We start from the raw sequence: 20,551 nt of genomic DNA on the forward strand, positions 1-20,551 counted from the left end.
ACTGTTGCGGCAGATAGCGGGGGCCAGCGGATCCTGTCGCTGGCCGCCGGTGGCCTGGACGCCCGCCTTGCCCAGGCCCCCGGCGGCGAACTGGACCATCTCGACTTCTTTCAAGCCCTCTGTCAGGACGAGATCACTCGACGCGAGACCGCCACCTTCGAACGCCCCCGCAGGACGCCGCCCGCTCTCAGCACCTCGTCTGCCCTGTCGATCAGCTCCGGCTTGCGGATGCGTCGGCCGAACTCGACCGACGTGATCTGGTCCTCCCACAAATCGGTCTCGCTGGCCCGCACCACGATCCGCCGGTCCCGGCCACCGTTGCATGTGTGGGCGCCGCCCCTACGTTGTGAGATCGTCAGTTCACGGGGAGACAGAGCCCGTAGCTGCATAAACGAGGTTCGTGCCGTTCATGTCGGGCGGCAGCCACTGTTTTTGGAACACAAGGGGGAGACGATGACGGACGATCGCAAGGCAGCCGTTCCGGTGTGGACGCTGGCGACCGGTGACGTCCGGGTGCCGGCAATAGCCGGAAACGAGCCGATGACGGCTGAGCGCCTGGCTGAACTGCGCGGGGTGCTGGCCGCCCTGGCCGCCGCGCCGATCGCCACACTTGAGGTGCATCCGCTGCCCGACAAGCTCGACCGCAGCCGAGGTATCCCGCTCGATGCCGCGAGTCCCCTGGCGCAGCACCTGTCACAGTTCATCACGCAAACGACCCGAACTTCCCTTACAGCGGCCAGGGCGACTGCTGCCGGCGAAAACCTCTATCGCATGGTGGTTCCGGCGAAGGTCGCCGCCCAGTTTGGTCAGGGCATCGTTCGCCCGATGGCGTCGAAGGCGGCGGCCGGTGGCATCCACAGTGCACTCATGAACTCGACGGGCATCGCCGCCAATGCGACGTTCGTGCCAGTCGGTAAAGCGGCGGCAGCAGGCGCGGTCGGCGGAGCCGGTGCGACAGCCGGTGTCGCGGCCGCCGGCAGCGCGGCGCTCACCGTGGCCGCGCCGCTCGTGCTCATGGCCGTAGCGGTGGGCGTGAGCGCGCATGCCGACTACAAGCGCCAGCAGGCTATCGAGCACATCACAGAACTGCTGGAGCAGCTGCACGAACAGAAGCTCGAAGAGGAGCACAGCGAACTCGACGGCTGCCGCGATGCCATCGACAAAGCCACCGCCATTCTGCTCGACCAGGGCAAGCTCGGAGTCTCCCTGGGACTGGACTCGGCAGTGCACGCCATCAACACGGCGCTGGGCGCCGCTGACCGCCGCCTCGCCCGGTGGCAGAGCGCACTCGACAAGCTGCCCGAGGGCAAGTCCGTAGAGATCAGCACGCTGGCCAAGTCGTTCCCCGGCGTCGACGAGCATGGCGGCATGTTCCGCGCCCACCTCGAACTCGCTGCCCTGGCCATTGCGCTGAAGCGGCGGGTCGTCGTCCTGCAGGCTGTCGAGCATGCCCAGGACAACCCTGACAACTTGTTCGAGAACTTTACCCGCGAGCTCAAGCGCGACCAGCAGCGCCTCGACGAACTGGAGTCGAGCATTGCCGGTGTCCTGGAACGCTTGTCGGCGCTGGAGCTGGCAGGTCCGCAAGGTCTGCGGCCCGTCTTCACGACCGGTGAAGTCGATCGCCTGATGCGCGCGGCAAACCGGATTCGCAAGCTGGGCGACGGCGTCATGGTCAACAGCCGCACGACAGACGTGGCGATTGAGATTGCCCGCAACAAGGACGGCTCCGTGGTCGTGTTCCCTGCGCTGTCCGCGTAGGCGTAGGCGCGCTCGCACTCACGTGGTGCGTGGTGCGGGGTTGCCCGAAACCTCGAACGCGATGATGGCCTACGGCCACGCGGTCGACGTAACTGAGGGTGATGCTGGCATTTGCGACCGGCCTAGCTTGGTCCGAGGTGCAATCGGGCATAGGACTCTCCAGCCCATGCTGCCTGCGAGCTGTGAGACGCAGAGAGTGCCTGCATGAAAGCTGGGCGGACGAGCCACCTCAGGGGCACAAGCGCATCCCATCAAAACAATTGCGTGTGCATATTCTCGGGGGATGATCTTGCGACGCGCGGGAACCTCAACATCAATTAGCCCTGTTGTGGCTGGTCAAAGGATCTCGTGAACGACCCACAGAGTTGCCCCACGGCGCCCGGTTCCGGGCAGGGGACATTGGCACCCGCTTCCGGCTCCCGGCCGGGGCGGGTGTTGGTCGTTGCGGTGCCGTCGGCCTGGCTTCTCCCTTCGCGGGCGTTTCGGTGGGCCGTGCTTTGGTCAGCTGATGGTGATCCTTTCTTCCTGGGGCGTGTCCGCGGTCAGGGTTCTGGTCGCGGGGTCGTAGGTCAGGGGCAGGTGTGGCAGTACCTGGTCTTCGCGCAGGTAGGCGTTGGGGGCGCGGCTGGGGGCGGGCTGGGTGGCGCTGGTGTGGCCGTGGCGGCACCGGTATCCAGGACGGTGGTGAGTCCAGTGGGACTCCATGCGTCGGCCGCAGATGCCGCAGCACAGCAGCCCCGCGAGGAGATACGTGCGTCCGGATACCGTCTCCCGGCGGGCGTGGAGGTTCTGGACGTTGATGAAGTCGGCCTCGCTGACCAGTGCCGGATGGGCGGGCCGGGCGGAGATGATCCAGTCAGCGGGGGTGTTCCAGCGCATGACGTCGTGGTGGCCGAGTGTGGTGTTGGCGGGGTCGATCAGGTCGTGGTCGGTGCGCTGACGGTTCCATACCTGGCGGCCGGTGTAGCGGGGATTGGTGAGGATGGCCCGCACTGTGTTCAGTACCCACCGCTGACGGTTACGGTGCGGGTTTCGGGTGGGGTCTGCGGCTGCCGGGCAGGGGATACCGGCGTCGTTCAGCGCGCGGGCGATACGGGCGATGCTGTGCCCGGCCAGGCGCTGGGCGAAGATCCAGGACACGATCGGCCCGCACTCGGGATTGGCATCCAGACGCTGCATGCGGACACCGCGGCGGGCAAGCGACCGGTTGGGGTGCGGACCGGCATCAACGAGGCGGTAACCGTACGGCGGGCGGCCGCCGAGATATCGACCCTGGTCGCGTGTTTGCACGGTCATCGCGGCCCGCACCCGGATCCGGGCGCGGGCGATCTCCCGCTTGGACAGGATGCCGAGCAGGATCATCAATTCCTCCTGCCCGCCGACCTGCGGGTCGACGGCTCCACCCAGTTTCGGCACCCACACCTCGACGCCGTAGTGGTCGAAGAGCGGAGCCGTGGTCGCGAACTGGTTGCCGTAGAAGGCCCGTTCACTGGAGCCGATGACAATGGCATCGAACTCCCGGTCGGGATCGGCCATCGCCGCCAGCAGCGCGGCGGCTTGGGGCCGCCGCGCCCAAGGGATGGTGCGGCTGCGGCCGGTGTCGAAGAACTCGGAGACGATCCGTGCGTGCCCGGACATCAGGGCCTGCGTGCCAAGCAGTTGCCAGGCCTGCGACGTGGCGGGGTCTTGATGGTCCTCGGTCGACACTCGGCCGTAGAACGCAAACCGCAGACCACTGGCGGACGGCATGCCGACCGCCCCGGCGACGCCATGCGTCGAGATATGGCCGTCGTCCTTGACGATGCCCTGCGCACTTGATGCCTGTGAGGCAATGAGGATTTCTAAATGAAATGATCTCGTGAGCTGACTCAGCCCAGGAGGTTCTGCGAGCCGCGATGAGTCCTGCGGTGTCCGGCGGTCGTACGGTCGAACCCGTTACTGAGGAGGACTTCTGATGCGTAGCGTGACCTATTCCATGAGCGTCTCACTTGACGGCTACATCGTTGGGCCGAACGGCTGCTTCGACTGGACGGTGCCCGACGAGGAGGTCTTTCGCTTCGCCACCGACGAGGTGCGAGAGGTCGGCGTCCACCTGTTGGGGCGACGGCTGTACGAGACGATGGTGTACTGGGAGACCGCCGACCGGGATCCATCGCTCGACTTCTCGACGCTCGAGTTTGCCGCGATCTGGAAGTCGCTGCCCAAGGTGGTGTTCTCCACCACGTTGTCGACGGTCCAGGGCAATGCCCGCCTGGCCTCCGGCGGCCTGGCGGAGGAGATCGAGCGGTTGCGAGCCGAGCCGGGAGAGGGTGACATCGCGATCGGCGGCGCGACTCTCGCCGCCGAGGCGGCCACGTTGGGTCTGATCGACGAGTACCGGGCCAGGGTCTACCCGGTGCTGGTCGGCGGTGGCGTTCCCTTCTTCCCCAGGCATGAGCGCCGGGTGGATCTCGAACTCCTCGAGACCCGCACCTTCAGCTCGAGAGTCGTCTACCTCCGCTACCGCGTGACGCGCTAGCCGTAGGACGGCGAGTTCGCCGAGCACCCTGCGGTAAGCCCACGATGGGTTTCCCGTAGCAGGGCCCGGTGCGGTGGGGAGTGGTCACGGGATCGGTCCTTCGTGTTTGGCGATTGCAGTATTGTCCCCGCCCGTGTGTAGGGGCGGGATCACGCAGTGGTGGGCGTGTGTGGGTCGGTGATGGGGGTGAAGCGGGCGGGTGCGTGGTCGATCGGGAGGTCGGGGCGCCAGGCGGTGAGGATTTGGGCGCTGCACTCGAACAGGTCCGGGGGCAGGGCGTCCAGAGGCCACCAGCGCCAGTTGCCGACGCTCTCGTCGGGCTGGTTGGTCGGTTCCCCGCGCCAGCGGGTGACGAGTGCGCCGAAGGTGATGCGGACGACGTCGTCGACCCGGTCGAGGAGCATGCCCAGGAGACGGACGTCGTCGGGGTCGGCGTAGAGGCCGGTCTCCTCGGCGAGTTCGCGTACGACTGCCTCCTGCAGCGTCTCGCCCGGCTCAACGGTCCCGCCGGGCAGCTCTCGTGTGCCCAGCCGGTGTCGGCCCAGGAGCAGGCCTTGGGGCCCGAGCAGCACGGCGCCGACGCCTACTGCGGCGCTGGCGACAGGTGGCTTCGCGGTGCGGGGGCGTGCGGTGATGCGGGCGGGTCGGTGGGCCTGGAAGAGCCGGTAGGAGGCGTGGTTGTTGTCCTGCGGCGCGTCGAGGACGGTGACGTCCTGCACGCGGAGCCCGTGCTGCTCGAGCAGGTCTTCCCACACCTCGGGTGTGAGCACCCACATGTGCACGGTGAGGTCGCCCCCGTCGGCCAGGTGCAGGATCTCCGGGCGTGGGGTGACGGTGGAGGTGGGGCCGTCGCCGGCGGAGTTGGTGTGCAGCACGGTGAAGTACAGCCGGCCTCCCGGCTTGAGGGCGGTCGCCAGGGCGGGCAGGAGCCGGTGGGGGTTGAGGAAGTGCAAGGTGCTCAGGGAGTAGATCACGTCGTACGGCGCTGCCGTGTCCAGGTGCTCGACGGCGTCGGCGTTGACCAGCCGCAGTCCCGGCACGTCGGGGTAGCGGGTGCGGGCCCGTTCGATCTGGCTGGGGGAGGCGTCGACGGCGTCCAGGTGTGCGCCGTAGGTGCGGGCGAGGTGTGCGGCGTGCCGGGCGGGGCCGCAGCCGAGGTCCAGGACGCGCAGGCCCTCGAGGTCCCCGAGGATGCCGTCCCCTGGTCCGCCGGCCCCCGGACCCCAGGTGATCTGGTCCACTTCCGTCAGGGGTGTACCGCGCCGCAGGTGGTGTGTTCCGTAGGCGTCCCAGGCGAGGCGTGTGTGTCGTTCGATGTCCAACGCGTGGTCTCCCATGTCGGGTTCAGGGGCGGAGTGCGTAGCAGCGCAGCACGTTGAGATCGGCGGTGCGTACGACGGACCAGCCCGCGGTGAGCGTCTCGGCCTCGGCGACGGTGATCCCGAGGTGCTTGCAGGGGTCGCTGTCCTCGCGGCGGCCGGCGAGTTCGGTGACGACCCAGAAGGTCCCGCCGGGTGCCAGGACCTTCCGGACGCGGTCGAGGAAGGCCGGCTTGTCGTCCATCCATCGGTAGACCAGGCGGCAGGTGACGACCGCGTACGCGCGGTTTGGCAGGGTGTTGACGTCGTCGGCGGCGAAGTCCATCAGATGCCAGGTAGGCCCTTCGCCGTGCTGGTGGCTCCGGGTTTGCCGGGCTGCCGCGGTGATGGCGCTGGGGGAGAAGTCGATGCCGGTGGTGCGGTAACCGAGCTCGTGGAGGTGGTGGGCGAGGGCGCCGTCGCCGGTGCCGATGTCGAGGGCCGGGCGTCCACGGCCGGGTCCGACATGTTCCGCCAGAAGCGTGGCCTCGGGCCTGCTGACTTCCCGGTACCGGCGTCCGCCGGCCCAGAGCGGCTCCCAGTAGTCGGCGGTGGCAGGGGTGGTCGTCATTCGGCTCCTTCGCGAGCGGGCGGGACAGCCGAGGCCGTGATCCTGGTGGGCATCGGCGGACGTTTCGGACGGAGCGCAACAGCAGGACGAGGATGCCTGAAGGAGCGCACCGAGCGCGAGGGGCGGTGCGCACGTCGAGCAGATGGGCAACCAGAACACCGGCGATCGCGACAGCGAGCGGATAGGAGCCGGCAATCACTGCAATCACCGTGGTGCTGACGGCCTGCATCTGCCCTGGAACTGCGGATGGCACAGGGCTTGCCACATCGGCAGTTCGGCCCAGTGTTGATGCTGACCGCCGTGGCCCGGTCCTACGCCGGATCGGTGGGGTGGTGTGTGTGGAGGGTGAGTCCGGTGATCCGGCCGGATTGGATGACGGGACCGTGCTGTACGCCTCCACTGATGGTGTTGTGCACGGTGCTTGGTTGTGTATCCAGCCCGCCTGCTGCCTGCCGGACGCGCGTACGCCATCCTTCAGCGATGAAGCCCGATCCAGAACCCTGGTACAGCACTTGTCGGCGATTCCTGAAAACTGGTTCTGGATCACTTTCCGTGCCGGGGCCACGGAGGGTCACCACAACCGCGATCATGAACGGCCGTGGCTGATGTACTCCTCCAGGACCTGTGGTTCCACCAGGTCGACGATGTCGTGATTGAAGGCGTCGTGTCCGACGACGAGTTGGTGGTCGTGCGGGCCCGGACGGCCGCCATACGAGTTGCGTGTCCGGCGTGTGGAACGACGTCGGCCCGGGTGCACAGCCGGTACGTTCGCCGGCTTGCCGACAGCGCGGTCGGCGGGCGTCCGGCGCTGATCGAGTTACGGGTTCGGCGGTTCCGCTGCGCTCAACAGGACTGCTCGCAGGCGACGTTCGCGGAGCAGGTCGACGGACTGACATTCCGGCATGGCAGGCGAAGCGCCGGGCTGCAGGCGGTGCTGGAGCGGGTGGCGGTGATGCTGGCCGGCCGGGCCGGTTCCCGTCTGGCCCAGGTGCTGGCCGCCAAGGTGAGCCGCTCGACCCTGTTACGGCTGATCCGCCGCCTGAAGGACCCCGAGAGCGCCATACCCCGGGTTCTCGGGATAGACGAGTTCGCGCTGCGCAAGGGCCACAACTACGGCACGATCCTGCTCGACATCGAGACACGGCAGCCCGTTGATTTGTTGCCGGACCGCACCACGGCGACGGTGGCGCGGTGGCTCGCCGAGCATCCCGGCGTCGAGGTGATCTGCAGGGACCGTTCCACCGCCTACGCTGAGGCCGGACGTCTTGGTGCCCCGGACGCAGTGCATGTCGCGGACCGGTGGCACATTTGGTCGAACCTCGCCGAGGCCATCGAGAAGACCGTCGTCCAGCACCGTGTCCAGCTGCGCGAGCCTCAGGACACCGCCACTGCCGCGACCGCCGCGGCCCTGGAGGGACTGGACCTCGACTCGGCTTCTGCGGAACCGCGGACCGCCGGCCGCCTGTCCGAACGGGTCCGTGAGCAGCACGAGGCCGTTCACGCTCTGCTCGACCAGGGCGTTCCATTGCGAGAGATCGGCCGCCGACTGGGGCTGGCCCGAAACACCGTGCGCCGCTATGCGCATGTGGCCAGCGCGGACGAACTGCTGGTCGGACGGTGGACCGGTCGCACCAGCATCCTCGACCCCTACAAGCCCTACTTGCACCAGCGGTGGGCCGAGGGCTGCACGGTCGCCCGCCGTCAATTCGAGGAGGTACGCGAACGCGGCTACCCTGGTGGCGAGAACGTCGTGAAGGTCTACGTGGCCAAGCTGCGTGCAGGCTTCCCGCCCACCCCGCCCCGCAAGGCTCCGTCCGCGCGGGATGTGACCAGCTGGCTCACCCGCCACCCCGACCGCCTCCCCAACGACCAGGCCCAACAGCTCAAGGCGATCCTGGCCCGCTGCCCCGCCCTCGACCGCACCGCCCACCACGTCCGCACGTTCGCCGAGATGATGAACGACCGCCAGGGCAAGCACCTCGACCAATGGATCGCCCAGGTCCAGGCCGACGATCTTCCCGCTCTACACACCTTCGTCACCGGCCTGGGCCAGGACCTCGACGCCGTCATCGCCGGGCTCAGCCTCCGTTACAGCTCCGGGGCCGTCGAGGGCCAGAACAACAAGATCAAGATGCTGAAGAGGCAGATGTTCGGCCGCGCCAACTTCGACCTCCTTCGCAAGCGAGTCCTCCTCACCGCGCGAGGCCGTTCATGATCGCGGTTGTGGTGACCCTCCGTGGCCCCGGCACGGAAAGTGATCCAGAACCACTTTTCGCGAAGCGTTGACAGCACTACCCTCAACGTCCGGACGCTACCGGTAGTTCGTTAATTCCGGCGGTGGCGTGGGTTGACGTCAGGTCGGGTTGGTCGTAGGCCGGTGATGGGAGTCAACTGCCTTGCTGGAGGCTGCAGATGACCGCTCGCCGTTCGTGTCCGCCCGCACCCGGTCCGTTGGAGGAGTACGCGGCCCGGTTCGACGACCTCTTCTTCAGCCTGGCTCAGCGGCGGGGTTTTCGTGAGTACCTGACCGGGCTGCTGGCGCCGCGGGAGCGGAACAAGACGATCACCTGCCTGGCAGGGGCGGAGCCGGTGACCGGCGCGGGGATGCCGGGGGTGCAGCGGCTGCAGTTCTTCCTGTCCGAGTCGCCCTGGGAGGCCGAGCAGGTCAACGACCGGCGGCTTGAACTGCTGCGCGAGCAGCAGGCGACGGCTCCGCACGACGGCGGGGTCATCGTGATCGACGACTCCGGGGACCGCAAGGACGGCACCGCCACCGCGCACGTGGGCCGGCAGTGGCTGGGCCGGTTGGGCAAGACCGACAACGGCATCGTCACGGTGACAACGGTGTGGACCGACGGCCGCGTGTACCACCCGCTGCACGCGACTCCCTACACCCCCGCCCATCACTTCGCCCGTGGCCGGTCCGATCCGGCCTTCCGTACGAAACCGCAGCTGGCCGCCGCTCTCGCGGCCCGCGGAAAGGAGGCGGGCTTCGGCTGCCGGGCCGTGGTCGCCGACTGCGCCTACTGCTACTCCGTCAGCAACGACTGGTACCTCGCACTGCGCGAGGCCGGACTGGCTTACGTGGTGGCGCTCAAGCCGCGCAACGGTGTCTGGGCCCCGGCCGACCAGCCGCACACCCCCATCGAGGCCGCCCACGCCCTGACCTGGAAGAATGCCAAGAGTCCCGGCGAGTGGACGCCAGTTGAGCGTCACTTCCGCGACGGGCACACCGAGACCTGGTGGGCCGCCGACGCCCGCCTGGGCGGCTATGGCCCCGACTCACCCTGCCGGCTGGTCGTGGCCACCACCGACCCAGCCCGGCTGCCGGAGAAGGCCACCTGGTACCTGGCCACCAACCTGCCTCATCCCGATGCAGCCCACGCCGCCACCAGCCCGCACCCGCCCGCCGACCTCGCCGAGATCGTCCGCCTCTACGGACTGCGGCCGTGGATCGAGCAGAGTTACAAGCAGGTCAACGACGAACTCGGCTGGGCCGACTTCCAAGTCCGCTCCGACCGCGCCATCCGCCGCCACCAGACCCTGGTCAACTGCGCTTTCTCCTTCTGCTGGGACCAGTGGTTCGCCCCACCCGGACCACTGGATACCAGCGCGCCGGACCCCTGCCCCGACGGCGGGCCCGAGAGGGGGATCAACCGAACCCCACCAGCCCCAACAGCCTTGCTGGCCCAGGGCCTTACGAGCCATCCGTTTCTGGCTCACCCCCGCCATCACCCTCAACCGGTGGTGGCGAGCCTGGACGGACAAGGACCCACCCTCCGAGCTCCAGGCCCTGATCGACGCAGTCACCACCGGACACGGCATTGATCTCTACCGCCGGATTTAACGAACTACCGGTAGAAATCTTTAACGGCTGCGTCCGGGCCCGTGGTCACTTCCGTCGGAGGCCGCCGCGTTGAAGTGCGTCTCCATGGCGCTGATGAGCCTGGATCCGACCGGCAAGGGTCGGCGCCGCTGGACAAGCCGCTGGAAGGCGGCGTTGAACGCCTTCCAGATCGCTTTCGAAGGCCACACTCCCACGAGCCACTGACACCTCTACAACCAAGATCAGCCGTTGAATTGACACAACCCGCTGAGACGGCGACAGACCTAACGGAGTCCTGTTAGTCATACTCCCCGGTATGGCTGTGGTGATGGTTGAGGCCCTTGCTTAAGTGCTTGTCCCGGTCGGCCTTGCCGCGGTCCCGGGCGGGAGTGGTGTGCTGGTCCCGGCCGCGGGCACGCCCACGGGATGCGTGCGGTTCCAGACCGCCTCGGCCGTCGCGTGGTGCCTCCGTGCCGTTGTACGTGGCAGGCGTGCTCGTGCCGGTGGGAGTCGTCGCGGCAGGCGGAGTCGGGTTGTGCTGCGTGCCGGGTGAACTCCGAGGAAGCCGTGCCGGGTGGTGGGGGAGCAGGGGCAGGTGGAGTCCGGCATGGTCGGCGGCGACCGCGACACCGCCGAAGGCAAGGGCGGCGAGTGCGGCAGCAGCGGCTGCCCGGATGGCGCGGCGCCACACGGTAGGAGCGGGGTTCCCGGCCGCGCGGAATTCCGCGACGGCCGCGTCCTCGCCGGCCAGCGCGTCGGCAGGGTCCGGTGTTGCCGCTGCCGTGAGGAGGGCCGCCAATGGGTCCTCGGCTGGACCTTCGCCGCGCGCTGCTGCGTCCAGGAGGTGTTCGGGGTCGTCGGCGGCCGGGGCTCGGCTGATGGGGTTCGGTCGGATGGGATCTGAGGGGATGTCGCTCATGTTGCCTCCCCCAGGGTCTTGGCTGGAGATGCTAGCGCAATCGTGGGTCGTGACGGTCCGCGGGAGTGGTCACTGGAGGCCTTGGGGGCTGGTTGCAGTCTTCGGGCGAGATTACGCAGTCCCCGGTGGGCGGCGGTGCGTATCGCGTCCGGCCGTTTGCCCAGTATTTTCCCGGCGGACGGGGCGGACAGTCCGACGACGACGCGGAGCAGGATCGCTCGCGCCTGGTCCGGGGGCAGCTCGGCGATGAGGGAGAGTGCGGAGGCGGTGGAGATACTGTCGACCGCCTCCCGCTCGGTGTCGTTGCCTGCGGCCTGATGCGGCATGTCCTCGATGGGCAGCGGGGTACGGGGCCGGCGTCGTCGCAGGTGGTCGACTGCGCGGTGGTGGGCGATGGTGGCTGCCCAGGCGCGGAACTCGTCCCCGCCGCCGCGGAAGCAACGCATGTCGCGGGCGATTCTGGCCCAGGTTTCGGAGGCGACGTCTTCGGCGTCGGCGTGGCCGACCAAGGCGCGGAGGTAGTTCAGCAGCCGTGGTTGGACGGCTCGGTAGAGGTGGCGGAAGGCGTCCTCGTCGCCGGCTCGGGCGCGCTCCACGGTGGCGTCGAGTGCATCGCCGGTCGGGCTCGGTCTGCCGGAGTCGGGGTCCTGATCCCTGCTGCCGCGCCCCTCAGGCATTGGCACCGTTGTTCGTGCCGATGGGTGTGTGGCACGTGGCCCGGCCGAACTTGCCCAGCGCCGAAGAGCTGTTGACGCGTCGTCCGTCGATGGCGATGGAGCAGGTGGCCTGCCCGCCCTGCTGGCCGAGAACAAGGCTGAGAGTCACCTCTCGGCGGCCGGTGGGGGCTTGGACCGTGGTGTGCCAGGGCAGGGCGGCGTGGGCGCTTTTGCCGCCTGTGGACGTGGACCAGTTGACGTCTGCGGTGCCGCGGCCGTCGACCGTGAGCGTGACGGCGTGTGGGGCGTCCAGACCGGTGGCCTTGGCGGGCCGTGGGGTCTCGCTGCAGCTGGTCAGGCACAGCGCGGGAACGAGGAGCAGGAGTGCGCCGGTCCGGGTGGGACGTCTGCGGGTCGATGCGGCCATGGCCGTTCTCCGTTCGGTGAAAGGGCGGATGGAAGGGCGAGAAGTGCGCATCGTTGATCTTGGGAGCGATGACCGGAGGAGTTATACAACGCCCGTTCGGCTTTGCTGTAGAGGCCCAGTTGCAGCTTTTGCCGGGACTGTGCGGGCAATTGGGGGCGATGACGGCCATCTCGCGACCTATCTTGTGATGTGGATCACCATCCTCGGTGTGGGTGTCACGATCTCAGACCCCGTTGCGGTGCTCGGAGTTGGTGGGCGCGAACGGCGCGGTCACCAGCCACCAGAGGGGTGTTGGTCGATGCACCGGTTGAAACGGCTTGCTGCCTGCATGGCGGTGTCGGCTGTGTTCGCGACGGGGATACCGCAGTCGGCGTCCGCGGCCGAGCACGCCGTCGCCGTGCAGGCCTCGACTTCGGGGTCTGGGCCGCACCATGGCTCGAACTACAGCTGGTGGGATCCGCGCAGCTGGTTCAAGGACGACGACAAGAGCGTCAAGGCCGAGTCGACCACGTTCAAGTGGTCGCGGCCGAAGGGTCGCTCGACTCCGCGTGTGCATGTCGATCCGCATGCCCGGCGTATCGCGGAGCTGACGAGGCGGCGGACGGCGAACGAGTCGTTCTACCGACTTTCCGACGGCCGGGTGCAGGAGGTCGTCTCCGCCGTCCCGCTGCACTACCGCGATGCGCACGGGGCCTGGCAGACGATCAGGACGGCGGTCAGGCCGGTGTCCCACGGTGCGTTCTCCGTGGGCAGTGAGGCCAACGCGTTCCACAGCTACTTCTCCGGCCGTGCCTCGTCACTGGTCCGCATAGAGCAGGGCTCGAGCTTCGTGCAGCTGGCCGCTGACGGCGCCCACACCAGGGCGCCGAAGGTGTCCGGGGACACGGTGGCGTATCCGGGTGCGTTGCCCGGTGCAGACCTTCGTTACCAGGTCGAGCCGGGCGGGCTGAAGGAGAGCATCGTCCTGGCCAAGGCGCCCACGGCCGCGACGGCTTACTCGTTCACGTTGAAGGTGAGCGGGTTCACCCCGCGGCAGCGCCGTGACGGGTCGATCGCCTTGACGGGCGGCGAGGCGGGCCGAACCGCGTTCGTGATCCCCGCGCCTTATATGTCCGACTCGAGGGCTGACGCCTCGTCGCCTTATGGGACGGCGTACTCCACGAAGGTGTCGCAGTCGATGCGCTGGGATGCCAAGTCGGGCATGCTGCGGATCACGATCCGGCCCAACGCGTCGTGGCTGGCGGATACGCACCGGCGGTATCCGGTGGTGATCGACCCGACGATCCTGGTGGCGCCGACGCCGTCGCAGGCGTCGAACGTGATGATCTCCTCGGACGGGCCGGCCACCAACTACGGCACCAGTTGGCGGCTGTCGGTCGGTACCACGGCGACCGGTGCTTCCCGTGCACTGATCAAATTCCCGTTGCCGTCTGTGCCGGCCGGCACGACGATCACGTCCGCGTCGCTGAACCTGTACTACGACCAGACGCACACCACTGCGGCCAACGCGGTGCCGCTGGAGGCGCATGCGGCGACGGCCGCCTGGGACCCGACGACCGCGACCTGGAACAGTGCGAACGGCATCACGGGCGCGCTGGCCGGCACGGCGACCAAGGCCGCCTACACTCAGGACGTGTGGAACTCCTACTCGGTGACCTCCACCGTGCAGGGCTGGCTCAATGGAACTTCGCCGAACTACGGGTTCGTGGTGAAGGCGGCGAACGAGTCGGCGCTCTCCCAGGGCGGCCCGCGGTACGAGGGCAGCATCTACTCCTACGGCGGTGAGACCGCCAACTACCCCCAGCTGGTGGTCACCTATGGCGTGCCCGGGGTGACGCTGAACCCGCCGTCGGTGATCCACTCCACTGGCGCCGAGCTGTCCTGGAACACCTACACCAACAACACCGGTAGCTCGGCAAACGACATCGTTGAGTACCAGGTGCACCGCAGCGTGTACCAGACCTTCACTCCCTCCGCCTCCACCGAGGTCGCCCCGGTCGCGGCCGGGACGACGAGCTTCGTGGACACCACCGCGCAGCCCACACCGACCTCCAGCAGCGACCCGTACGGCAACGCCTACTACTACATGGTGGTCGTCAAGACTGCCTCCGGTGCGCTGATCCCGGCACCGACCCAGCTGGTCCGGCTGCCGAAGGCCGGACTGACCACGGTGATCCTGCGCGGCGGGTCGGCCACGACGCTGTCCTCGGCGAAGCCGACCACGGTGCTCAACACGCTCTCGGACGGAACGTCATCGGTGCCGCAGCAGTGGCTGGAGGTCGGCGACAACTCCTCCACCTACGGCAACGCGCGGACCGTGTTCGACTTCGGGGCGCTGCCGTCCACAATCCCGTCCACCGCGACGATCATGGACGCGCACCTGAAGGTGTGGCAGGAGCAGACCACCACGGGAACCTCCGGGGCCGTCTACGAACTGCACGCGCTGAACCGCAGCTTCACCCAGTCGCAGGCCACCTGGAACAACGCCAACTCCACCACCGCGTGGACAACCGCCGGTGGTGACTACAACGCCACCGCGGACGGCACCATCTCCGGACTGACGAACGATCCGAACCGGCAGAAGTTCGACGCCACCGCGATCGTGCAGGGCTGGGTGAACACCCCCAGCTCCAACCACGGCCTGGAGGTCAAGCTCGCGAGCGAGGTTTCGACGGCACCGCAGGAGCGGACCCTGTTCGCCGGGCCCAACACCGCCGAGCCGGCGCTCGCGCCCCAGCTGGTGGTGACCTACCTGGACGCCACCACCGACTCCACGTACTACGCTCCGATCACCCCGACCAAGATGGTTCCGGGCACCACCTACACCGTGCCGGTCACCATCAACAACACCACGTCCTCGACCTGGTCGGCCTCCAACGAACAGCTCACCTACCACTGGACCCTGCCCGACGGAACAGACGTCACCAACACCAGCAACCAGCTGGCGACCGCACTGCCGTCGGACATGACGCCCGGCGCACAGCAGACGCTGAACGCCCAGGTCACCCCGCCGACCCCGACGGACACCAACGCCAAGGGCGCGTTCACTCTCGCCTGGGACATGAAGAACACGTCCACCGGCTCGTACCTGTCCAACAGCGGGGGCATCGGCTCGCTGAGCCAGGCCACCGGCGTGGAGGAGCCCGGCTCCAATCAGCTGGGCCTGGAGAAGTTCTACCAGTACACGACCCGGGCCACAGGTGCCGGATCCGCGCTCTACACCAACGATTCCTCCGGTAACACGGTCTGGAACTACAACGCCTTCTCCAACCCGTCCCGCGGCTTCGCGACGTTCGCGCGGATGTCGTACAACTCGCTCGACACCACCGACTCCACCCTCGGCTACGGCTGGTCGCTGCAGACCTCCACGCCCACCCGGCTCGGCACGCCGCTGGACTTCCACCCCAACCCGAACCCGACCGAGGTCACCATGACCGACGGCGACGGGACGTCCCACGTATGGACGTGGAACTCGAGCACCAGCACGTGGACGTCGCCGCCGGGCGTGCATCTGTATCTGCAGCAGTTGGCGTCGTGCGGGCCGCAGATCACCAACTCCCGTGCATGGGAGATGACCCGGCCGGACCGCACCCAGTTCTTCTACGACTGCGAGGGCTTCCCGACCGCGGTGGTGGACAAGAACGGCAACGAGGCCGACTTCACCTACAGCTCGCGCAAGTCGGAGAACAAGCCGGAGGAGTTCCTCTCCTACATCACCGACCCGACGGGCCGTAAGACGCTGACGGTCAACTACTACAACAAGGGTGACAACTACAGCTACATCGACTCGACGGGGAACCTGGTCAGTGACACCAACCTGACCAACCCGAAGATCATCGACCACATCAAGTCACTGGTGGACATCTCCGGCCGTGAGATCGACTTCTACTACACCACCCAGGGCCTGATGGCCCGCATGGTCGACGGCGCCGGCAACTCGGCCGCCAAGACGTTCAACTTCACCTACGACGCCACCCAGGGCAACAAGAACGTCAAGCTCACCCAGGTCACGGACCCCCGTGGTCACGCGACGCAGATCTCGTACTACGACCCGTCGACCGACCCGAAGTTCCACTGGTGGACGCAGAACGTCACCGACCGCCTGAACCACACCACCGGCTTCTCCTACACCGAACCCGGCGCGATCTCCGGGGCCCAGGTGCAGACCGCGATCACCGACGCCGACAACCACACGACCACGAACCAGGTCGACTCCACCGGCCGCCTGATCCAGTCGGTCAACGCCCTCAACCAGAAGACCACGCTGGCCTGGGACGCGGACAACAACGTCACGTCGCTGACCGAGGACAACGGCGCCCAGACCACCTGGACCTACGACCCGAACACCGGCTACCCGCTGTCCAAGAAGGACGCGCTGGCCAACAAGAACAACACGGCCGCCGAGACCTACACCTACCAGACGTCGCTGTCCGGCCACATCGCCGACATCACCGACAAGACCAGCCCGGCGGGCCGTCACTGGCACTTCGCCTACGACACCAACGGCAACCTGACGTCGGTCCAGGACCCCAACGGCACCAAAGCCGGCTCCGGCTACACCACCAGCTACACGTACGACGCGACCGGTGAGCTGCTGACGGCCACTGACGCCAACAACCACACCACCACCTACTCCAACTACGACCCCTCGGGTTACCCGGACACCAGCAAGGACCCGCTGGGCAACACCACGACAGCCGTCTACGGCCCGCGCGGCGAGGTCACCTCGGCCACCGACGCCCTCGGCCACACCACCACCCAGAACTACGACGTCTTCGGCCGCCCCCTGGACGGCAAGACCCCCAAGGACCAGGCCAACGGCGTCTACATCACCACCCCGGCACCGGTCTACGACGCCAACGACAACATCACCCAGAAGACCGCGCCCAACGGCGCCGTCTCCACTGCCGTCTACGACGCGAACGACCAGGCGACGTCCTCGACGCTGCCGCAGGACACCTCCACCTCGCCGACCCGTACCACGACCTACACCTATGACGCGGTCGGCAACCAGCTGACCGTGACGACTCCGGACGGCAACGTCTCGGGTGCGCAGGCGGGCTCGTACACGACCACGACCGCGTACGACGCGGCGAACGAGCCGGTCACGGTGACCAACGCGGCCGGGAAGAAGACCACCACGTCCTATGACGACGTGGGCAACAAGACCCAGGTCACCGACCCGCTGACCCACACCACCAAGACCGCCTACGACCTGGACCACCGACCCACCACGGTCACGGACGCCGCGAACTACACGACCTCGACGGCGTACGACCTGGACGGTGCGCAGATCTCGACCACCGACCAGAACGGCAACACCACGCTGTACACCAACGACCAGGACGGCCGCGTCACCCAGGTCCAGGTCCCGCACACCAGCTCCGGCGGGACGATCACCTACGACACCACGCAGTACCAGTACGACCAGGTCGGCAACAAGACCGCGACGATCTCGCCGCGTGGTGTGGCCTCCGGCATCGCCAACGCCTACACCACCAAGACCAGCTACGACGCGGACAACCGCAAGAGCGCCGAGTTCGGGGCGTACAACCCGAATGACTCCACCTACAACACCGCGCCGGAGACCGACTACAGCTACGACGCCGCCGGCCGTCTGACCAAGGTGACCGCCCCGCCGTCCGGAGGGAGCACGGTCAACAGCGTCACCACGACCTCCTTCTGGGACAACGGCTGGACCAAGTCGTCCACCGACCCGTGGGGGATCACCACCAGTTACGACTACAACGCGCTTGGGAAGCAGACCTCGCGCACCATCACCTCCGCGGGCGGCTCCTCCTCGCGTACGCAGGGATGGGGCTACTACCCGGACGGCAAACTGCAGTCGCACACGGACAACGGAGTGCCCGTCGGCCTGCAGGTGGAGATGGTCGACAACTCCGACGCCCAGAACACCGGCAGCACCGGCACCTGGTCGGCCGCGACCAACGGCACCGGCTACCAGGGCTACAACTACCGAACCCATGCGGCTGGTTCGGGCACGGACGCCTTCACCTGGAACCTCAGCATCCCCGAGGACGGCACCTACCAGGTCTACGCCCAGTTCCCCGGCGTGACCGGGGCCGCGACCACCGCGCAGTACACCATCAACTACAACGGCGGCTCCGCCACCTCGACGGTCGACCAGACCAAGAACACCGGCACCTGGGTCTCCCTGGGCTCCTACTCCTTCACCCAGGCGGGTACCGGCCAGAAGATCAGCCTCGCCCAGAACGCCGGCGGCACGGTGGTCGCGGACGCGATCAAGGTGGTCCGGAACAACTCCGGTGACACCCAGCCCAACCCGAAGTCCTTCACCTACACCTACGACCCCAACGGCAGCCTCACCGACCTGGCCGACAACTCGCCGGGTGCGCAGTTCAACGACTACGCCTACACCTACGACGGCCTGAGCCGGCTCACCCAGCTGCAGGAGAAGCTGTCCGGCACGGTCAAGCACACCACCGGCTTCACCTACGACGACGCGGGCAATCCGCTCAGCGAGACCCACGACGCGTCCAGTGCGAGCTACACCTTCGACGTCCGCAACCTGCTCAGCCAGGTGGTCAACAAGGAGACCTCCACGGACAGCGGGAAGACGACCAGCTACACCTACACGCCGGCGCTCAAGGTCGCGACGGAGACCAAGGCCAACGGCAACGTGGTGACCAACGCCTACAACCTGGACAACTCACTGGCCGGTTCGGTGGAGAAGACCTCCGGCGGCACGGTGGTCGCCCAGCACACCCTGACCTACGACCCCAACGGCAACCAGACCCAGGACGTCTCGGTCACCCAGAACGCCGACAACAGCAGCGCCAGTCTCAACCGCACAGCCACCGACACCTACACCCCGCGCGACCAGGTCGCCTCGGTCACCAACTCCGACGGCAACAACAACCAGAGCTACACCTACGACCTGGCCGGCAACATCACCTCGCAGACGGTCGGCGGCACCACCACGACCAACGTCTACGACCGCAACCGGCTGCTGACCGCAACCGCGGGCGGAACCACAGCCGACTACAACTACGACCCCTTCGGCCGCACCGACACCGTCACCGCCGTCGGCACCGTCATCAATCGCTACACCTACGACGGCTTCGACCACATCGCCAGCGAGGCCAAGTACACCGGTTCCGGCACGGTCACCACCAACTACACCTACGACCCGTTCGACCGCACGGTCTCCCAGACCGACAACGCGGGTTCCTCCAACGCCAAGACCACCAACTTCGACTACCTGGCCACCTCAAAGTCCCTGGCCGACGAGTCGGTGGGCGGCACGGTCACCAAGAGCTACCAGTACGCCTCCACTGGCGAACGCCTGGACCAGATCGTCCACAACACCGACGGCACCGAAACCCCGACCTACTACACCTACAACGCGCACACGGACGTCCAGGCCATCACCGGCGCGAACGGCAACACGACGGCGACCTACGGCTACACCGCCTACGGCAAGGACGACACCAGTCAGGACACCGGCGTCGACAAGGGCACCGGAACCGGCGCCACCGGGACGACCGCTGCCACCCCGTACAACGTCTACCGGTTCAACTCCAAGCGCATCGACGGCGACACCGGCAACTACGACATGGGGTTCCGAAACTACGACCCCAGCATGAACCGCTTCCTCACCCGCGACATGTACGAGGGGGCGCTGGCCGACAGCGGAATGACGACCGACCCCTTCACGGGTAACCGGTATGCGTTCGGCGGCGGCAACCCCCTCAGCAACATCGAAGTCGACGGCCACATGTTGATCGACGACAACGGCTGCTCGGGGACCGTTGCCGGAATAGAAGCCTGTGAGGCCCGCCAGGATTCCAGCCAGTCGGGCACCGCACCCGGCGCCGGGAAGTACTACACGAACGACACCCCGATCACCATCCCGACGGAGAACAAGGAGGACTACCGTCCGTACGACTCCTCGTCGTGGTGGCAGGACCTGCTGGACATGGACCACGACCAGGACCTTCTCGACATCATGTCGGTGGGCTCCGAAGCGCTGAGGCACGGCTACGGCTACACTGACGCCGCCAATCTGCTGGATCACTGGCTCGACGGTTCTGGCACCGCGTACCAGATCGACCCGAAGAAGATGATGAACGACGTCGGAGGATTCAAGGCCAAGGTGGATGAAGCGGTCGCCAAGGGGCTTGCCTCGGGCGATGGGAACTTCAACACCGGATGGCAGTCGAGCAGCGTCGCCAGGAATGAGAAGGAACACGGCGACAAGGGCCCCGCGGTGCAGAACTGGTGGTACGCGCTGAACGGCTACCAGTACGACGTGAGCGGTACCTCCACAGCCGTTGACGGGACGACCGTGGAAACGATCACGGTGAATGTCTTCAAGCGTTACAACTGGGGCAATGTCGCGGGGGGCGAACCGCGCGGCAACGTCGGCCCTGGACACCTGATCGAACAGAACGACCTGGCTCAGCTCAACGCGGACGGAATGGCCCAGGACTACAACGTCTGGGGTTCCTACAGCTACACCCTGGGGGGCTGA

12 protein-coding genes and 1 pseudogene are annotated in these 20,551 nt (G+C 67.3%); 6 read left to right on the forward strand and 7 right to left on the reverse strand.

Annotated elements, in window-relative coordinates:
* Positions 1 to 122 precede the first annotated feature (122 nt).
* On the reverse strand, positions 123 to 296 hold the full coding sequence (locus ABT186_RS48015; protein ID WP_502973295.1) for a hypothetical protein: 174 nt from the start codon (positions 294 to 296) through the stop codon (positions 123 to 125).
* A 157-nt stretch (positions 297 to 453) separates the two neighbouring features.
* Here ABT186_RS48015 and ABT186_RS23785 point away from each other — a divergent pair, with 157 nt between their 5' ends.
* The gene (locus ABT186_RS23785; RefSeq protein WP_351926748.1) at positions 454 to 1,761 is read left to right on the forward strand and encodes a hypothetical protein; all 1,308 of its coding nucleotides are present in this window, start codon (positions 454 to 456) and stop codon (positions 1,759 to 1,761) included.
* Between the two features lie 501 nt (positions 1,762 to 2,262).
* Here ABT186_RS23785 and ABT186_RS23790 read toward each other — a convergent pair.
* Positions 2,263 to 3,510, reverse strand: coding sequence for a recombinase family protein (locus tag ABT186_RS23790; protein WP_351926750.1), 1,248 nt, complete (start codon positions 3,508 to 3,510; stop codon positions 2,263 to 2,265).
* A gap of 205 nt (positions 3,511 to 3,715) precedes the next feature.
* On the opposite strand from ABT186_RS23790, the gene ABT186_RS23795 reads away from it, so the two are divergent.
* Positions 3,716 to 4,279, forward strand: coding sequence for a dihydrofolate reductase family protein (locus tag ABT186_RS23795; RefSeq protein WP_351236829.1), 564 nt, complete (start codon positions 3,716 to 3,718; stop codon positions 4,277 to 4,279).
* A gap of 149 nt (positions 4,280 to 4,428) precedes the next feature.
* Here the strand turns inward: ABT186_RS23795 and ABT186_RS23800 are convergent, their stop codons facing one another.
* Both ABT186_RS23800 and ABT186_RS23805 read right to left on the reverse strand, forming a co-directional pair.
* Entirely contained in the window at positions 4,429 to 5,601 is a 1,173-nt protein-coding gene (locus tag ABT186_RS23800) for a bifunctional class I SAM-dependent methyltransferase/NUDIX hydrolase (RefSeq protein ID WP_351926752.1), read from the reverse strand.
* A 22-nt stretch (positions 5,602 to 5,623) separates the two neighbouring features.
* Positions 5,624 to 6,208, reverse strand: coding sequence for a class I SAM-dependent methyltransferase (locus tag ABT186_RS23805; RefSeq protein ID WP_351926754.1), 585 nt, complete (start codon positions 6,206 to 6,208; stop codon positions 5,624 to 5,626).
* A gap of 598 nt (positions 6,209 to 6,806) precedes the next feature.
* Between ABT186_RS23805 and ABT186_RS23810 the strand changes: the two genes are divergently transcribed.
* From ABT186_RS23810 to ABT186_RS23820, 3 genes and pseudogenes are all read left to right on the forward strand, one after another.
* Positions 6,807 to 8,423, forward strand: a complete 1,617-nt coding sequence (locus ABT186_RS23810; RefSeq protein ID WP_351926756.1) for an ISL3 family transposase — start codon at positions 6,807 to 6,809, stop codon at positions 8,421 to 8,423.
* A 197-nt stretch (positions 8,424 to 8,620) separates the two neighbouring features.
* Entirely contained in the window at positions 8,621 to 10,036 is a 1,416-nt protein-coding gene (locus tag ABT186_RS23815) for an IS701 family transposase (protein WP_351926758.1), read from the forward strand.
* Positions 10,037 to 10,086: 50 nt separating this feature from the next.
* Positions 10,087 to 10,259, forward strand: a pseudogene (locus tag ABT186_RS23820) (IS256 family transposase); the annotation flags it as partial.
* A gap of 73 nt (positions 10,260 to 10,332) precedes the next feature.
* Here the strand turns inward: ABT186_RS23820 and ABT186_RS23825 are convergent.
* Genes ABT186_RS23825 through ABT186_RS23835 form a run of 3 tightly spaced genes read right to left on the reverse strand, consistent with a single transcriptional unit; the run spans position 10,333 to position 12,036 of the window.
* Positions 10,333 to 10,953 (reverse strand): hypothetical protein, encoded by a 621-nt coding sequence (locus ABT186_RS23825; protein WP_351926760.1) that lies wholly within the window; start codon positions 10,951 to 10,953, stop codon positions 10,333 to 10,335.
* Positions 10,950 to 11,630: an RNA polymerase sigma factor gene (locus ABT186_RS23830; protein ID WP_351233927.1), complete on the reverse strand. Its 681-nt coding sequence runs from the start codon at positions 11,628 to 11,630 to the stop codon at positions 10,950 to 10,952. Before ABT186_RS23830 ends, ABT186_RS23825 begins: the two co-directional genes overlap by 4 nt.
* Positions 11,623 to 12,036, reverse strand: a complete 414-nt coding sequence (locus ABT186_RS23835) for a hypothetical protein (RefSeq protein WP_351233928.1) — start codon at positions 12,034 to 12,036, stop codon at positions 11,623 to 11,625. Before ABT186_RS23835 ends, ABT186_RS23830 begins: the two co-directional genes overlap by 8 nt.
* 328 nt (positions 12,037 to 12,364) lie before the next feature.
* Here ABT186_RS23835 and ABT186_RS23840 point away from each other — a divergent pair, with 328 nt between their 5' ends.
* On the forward strand, positions 12,365 to 20,551 hold the full coding sequence (locus ABT186_RS23840; RefSeq protein ID WP_351926762.1) for a DNRLRE domain-containing protein: 8,187 nt from the start codon (positions 12,365 to 12,367) through the stop codon (positions 20,549 to 20,551).

Origin of the sequence: Streptomyces sp. NPDC001634, from assembly GCF_040298185.1 — a bacterium.
Classification (GTDB): Bacteria; Actinomycetota; Actinomycetes; order Streptomycetales; family Streptomycetaceae; genus Streptomyces.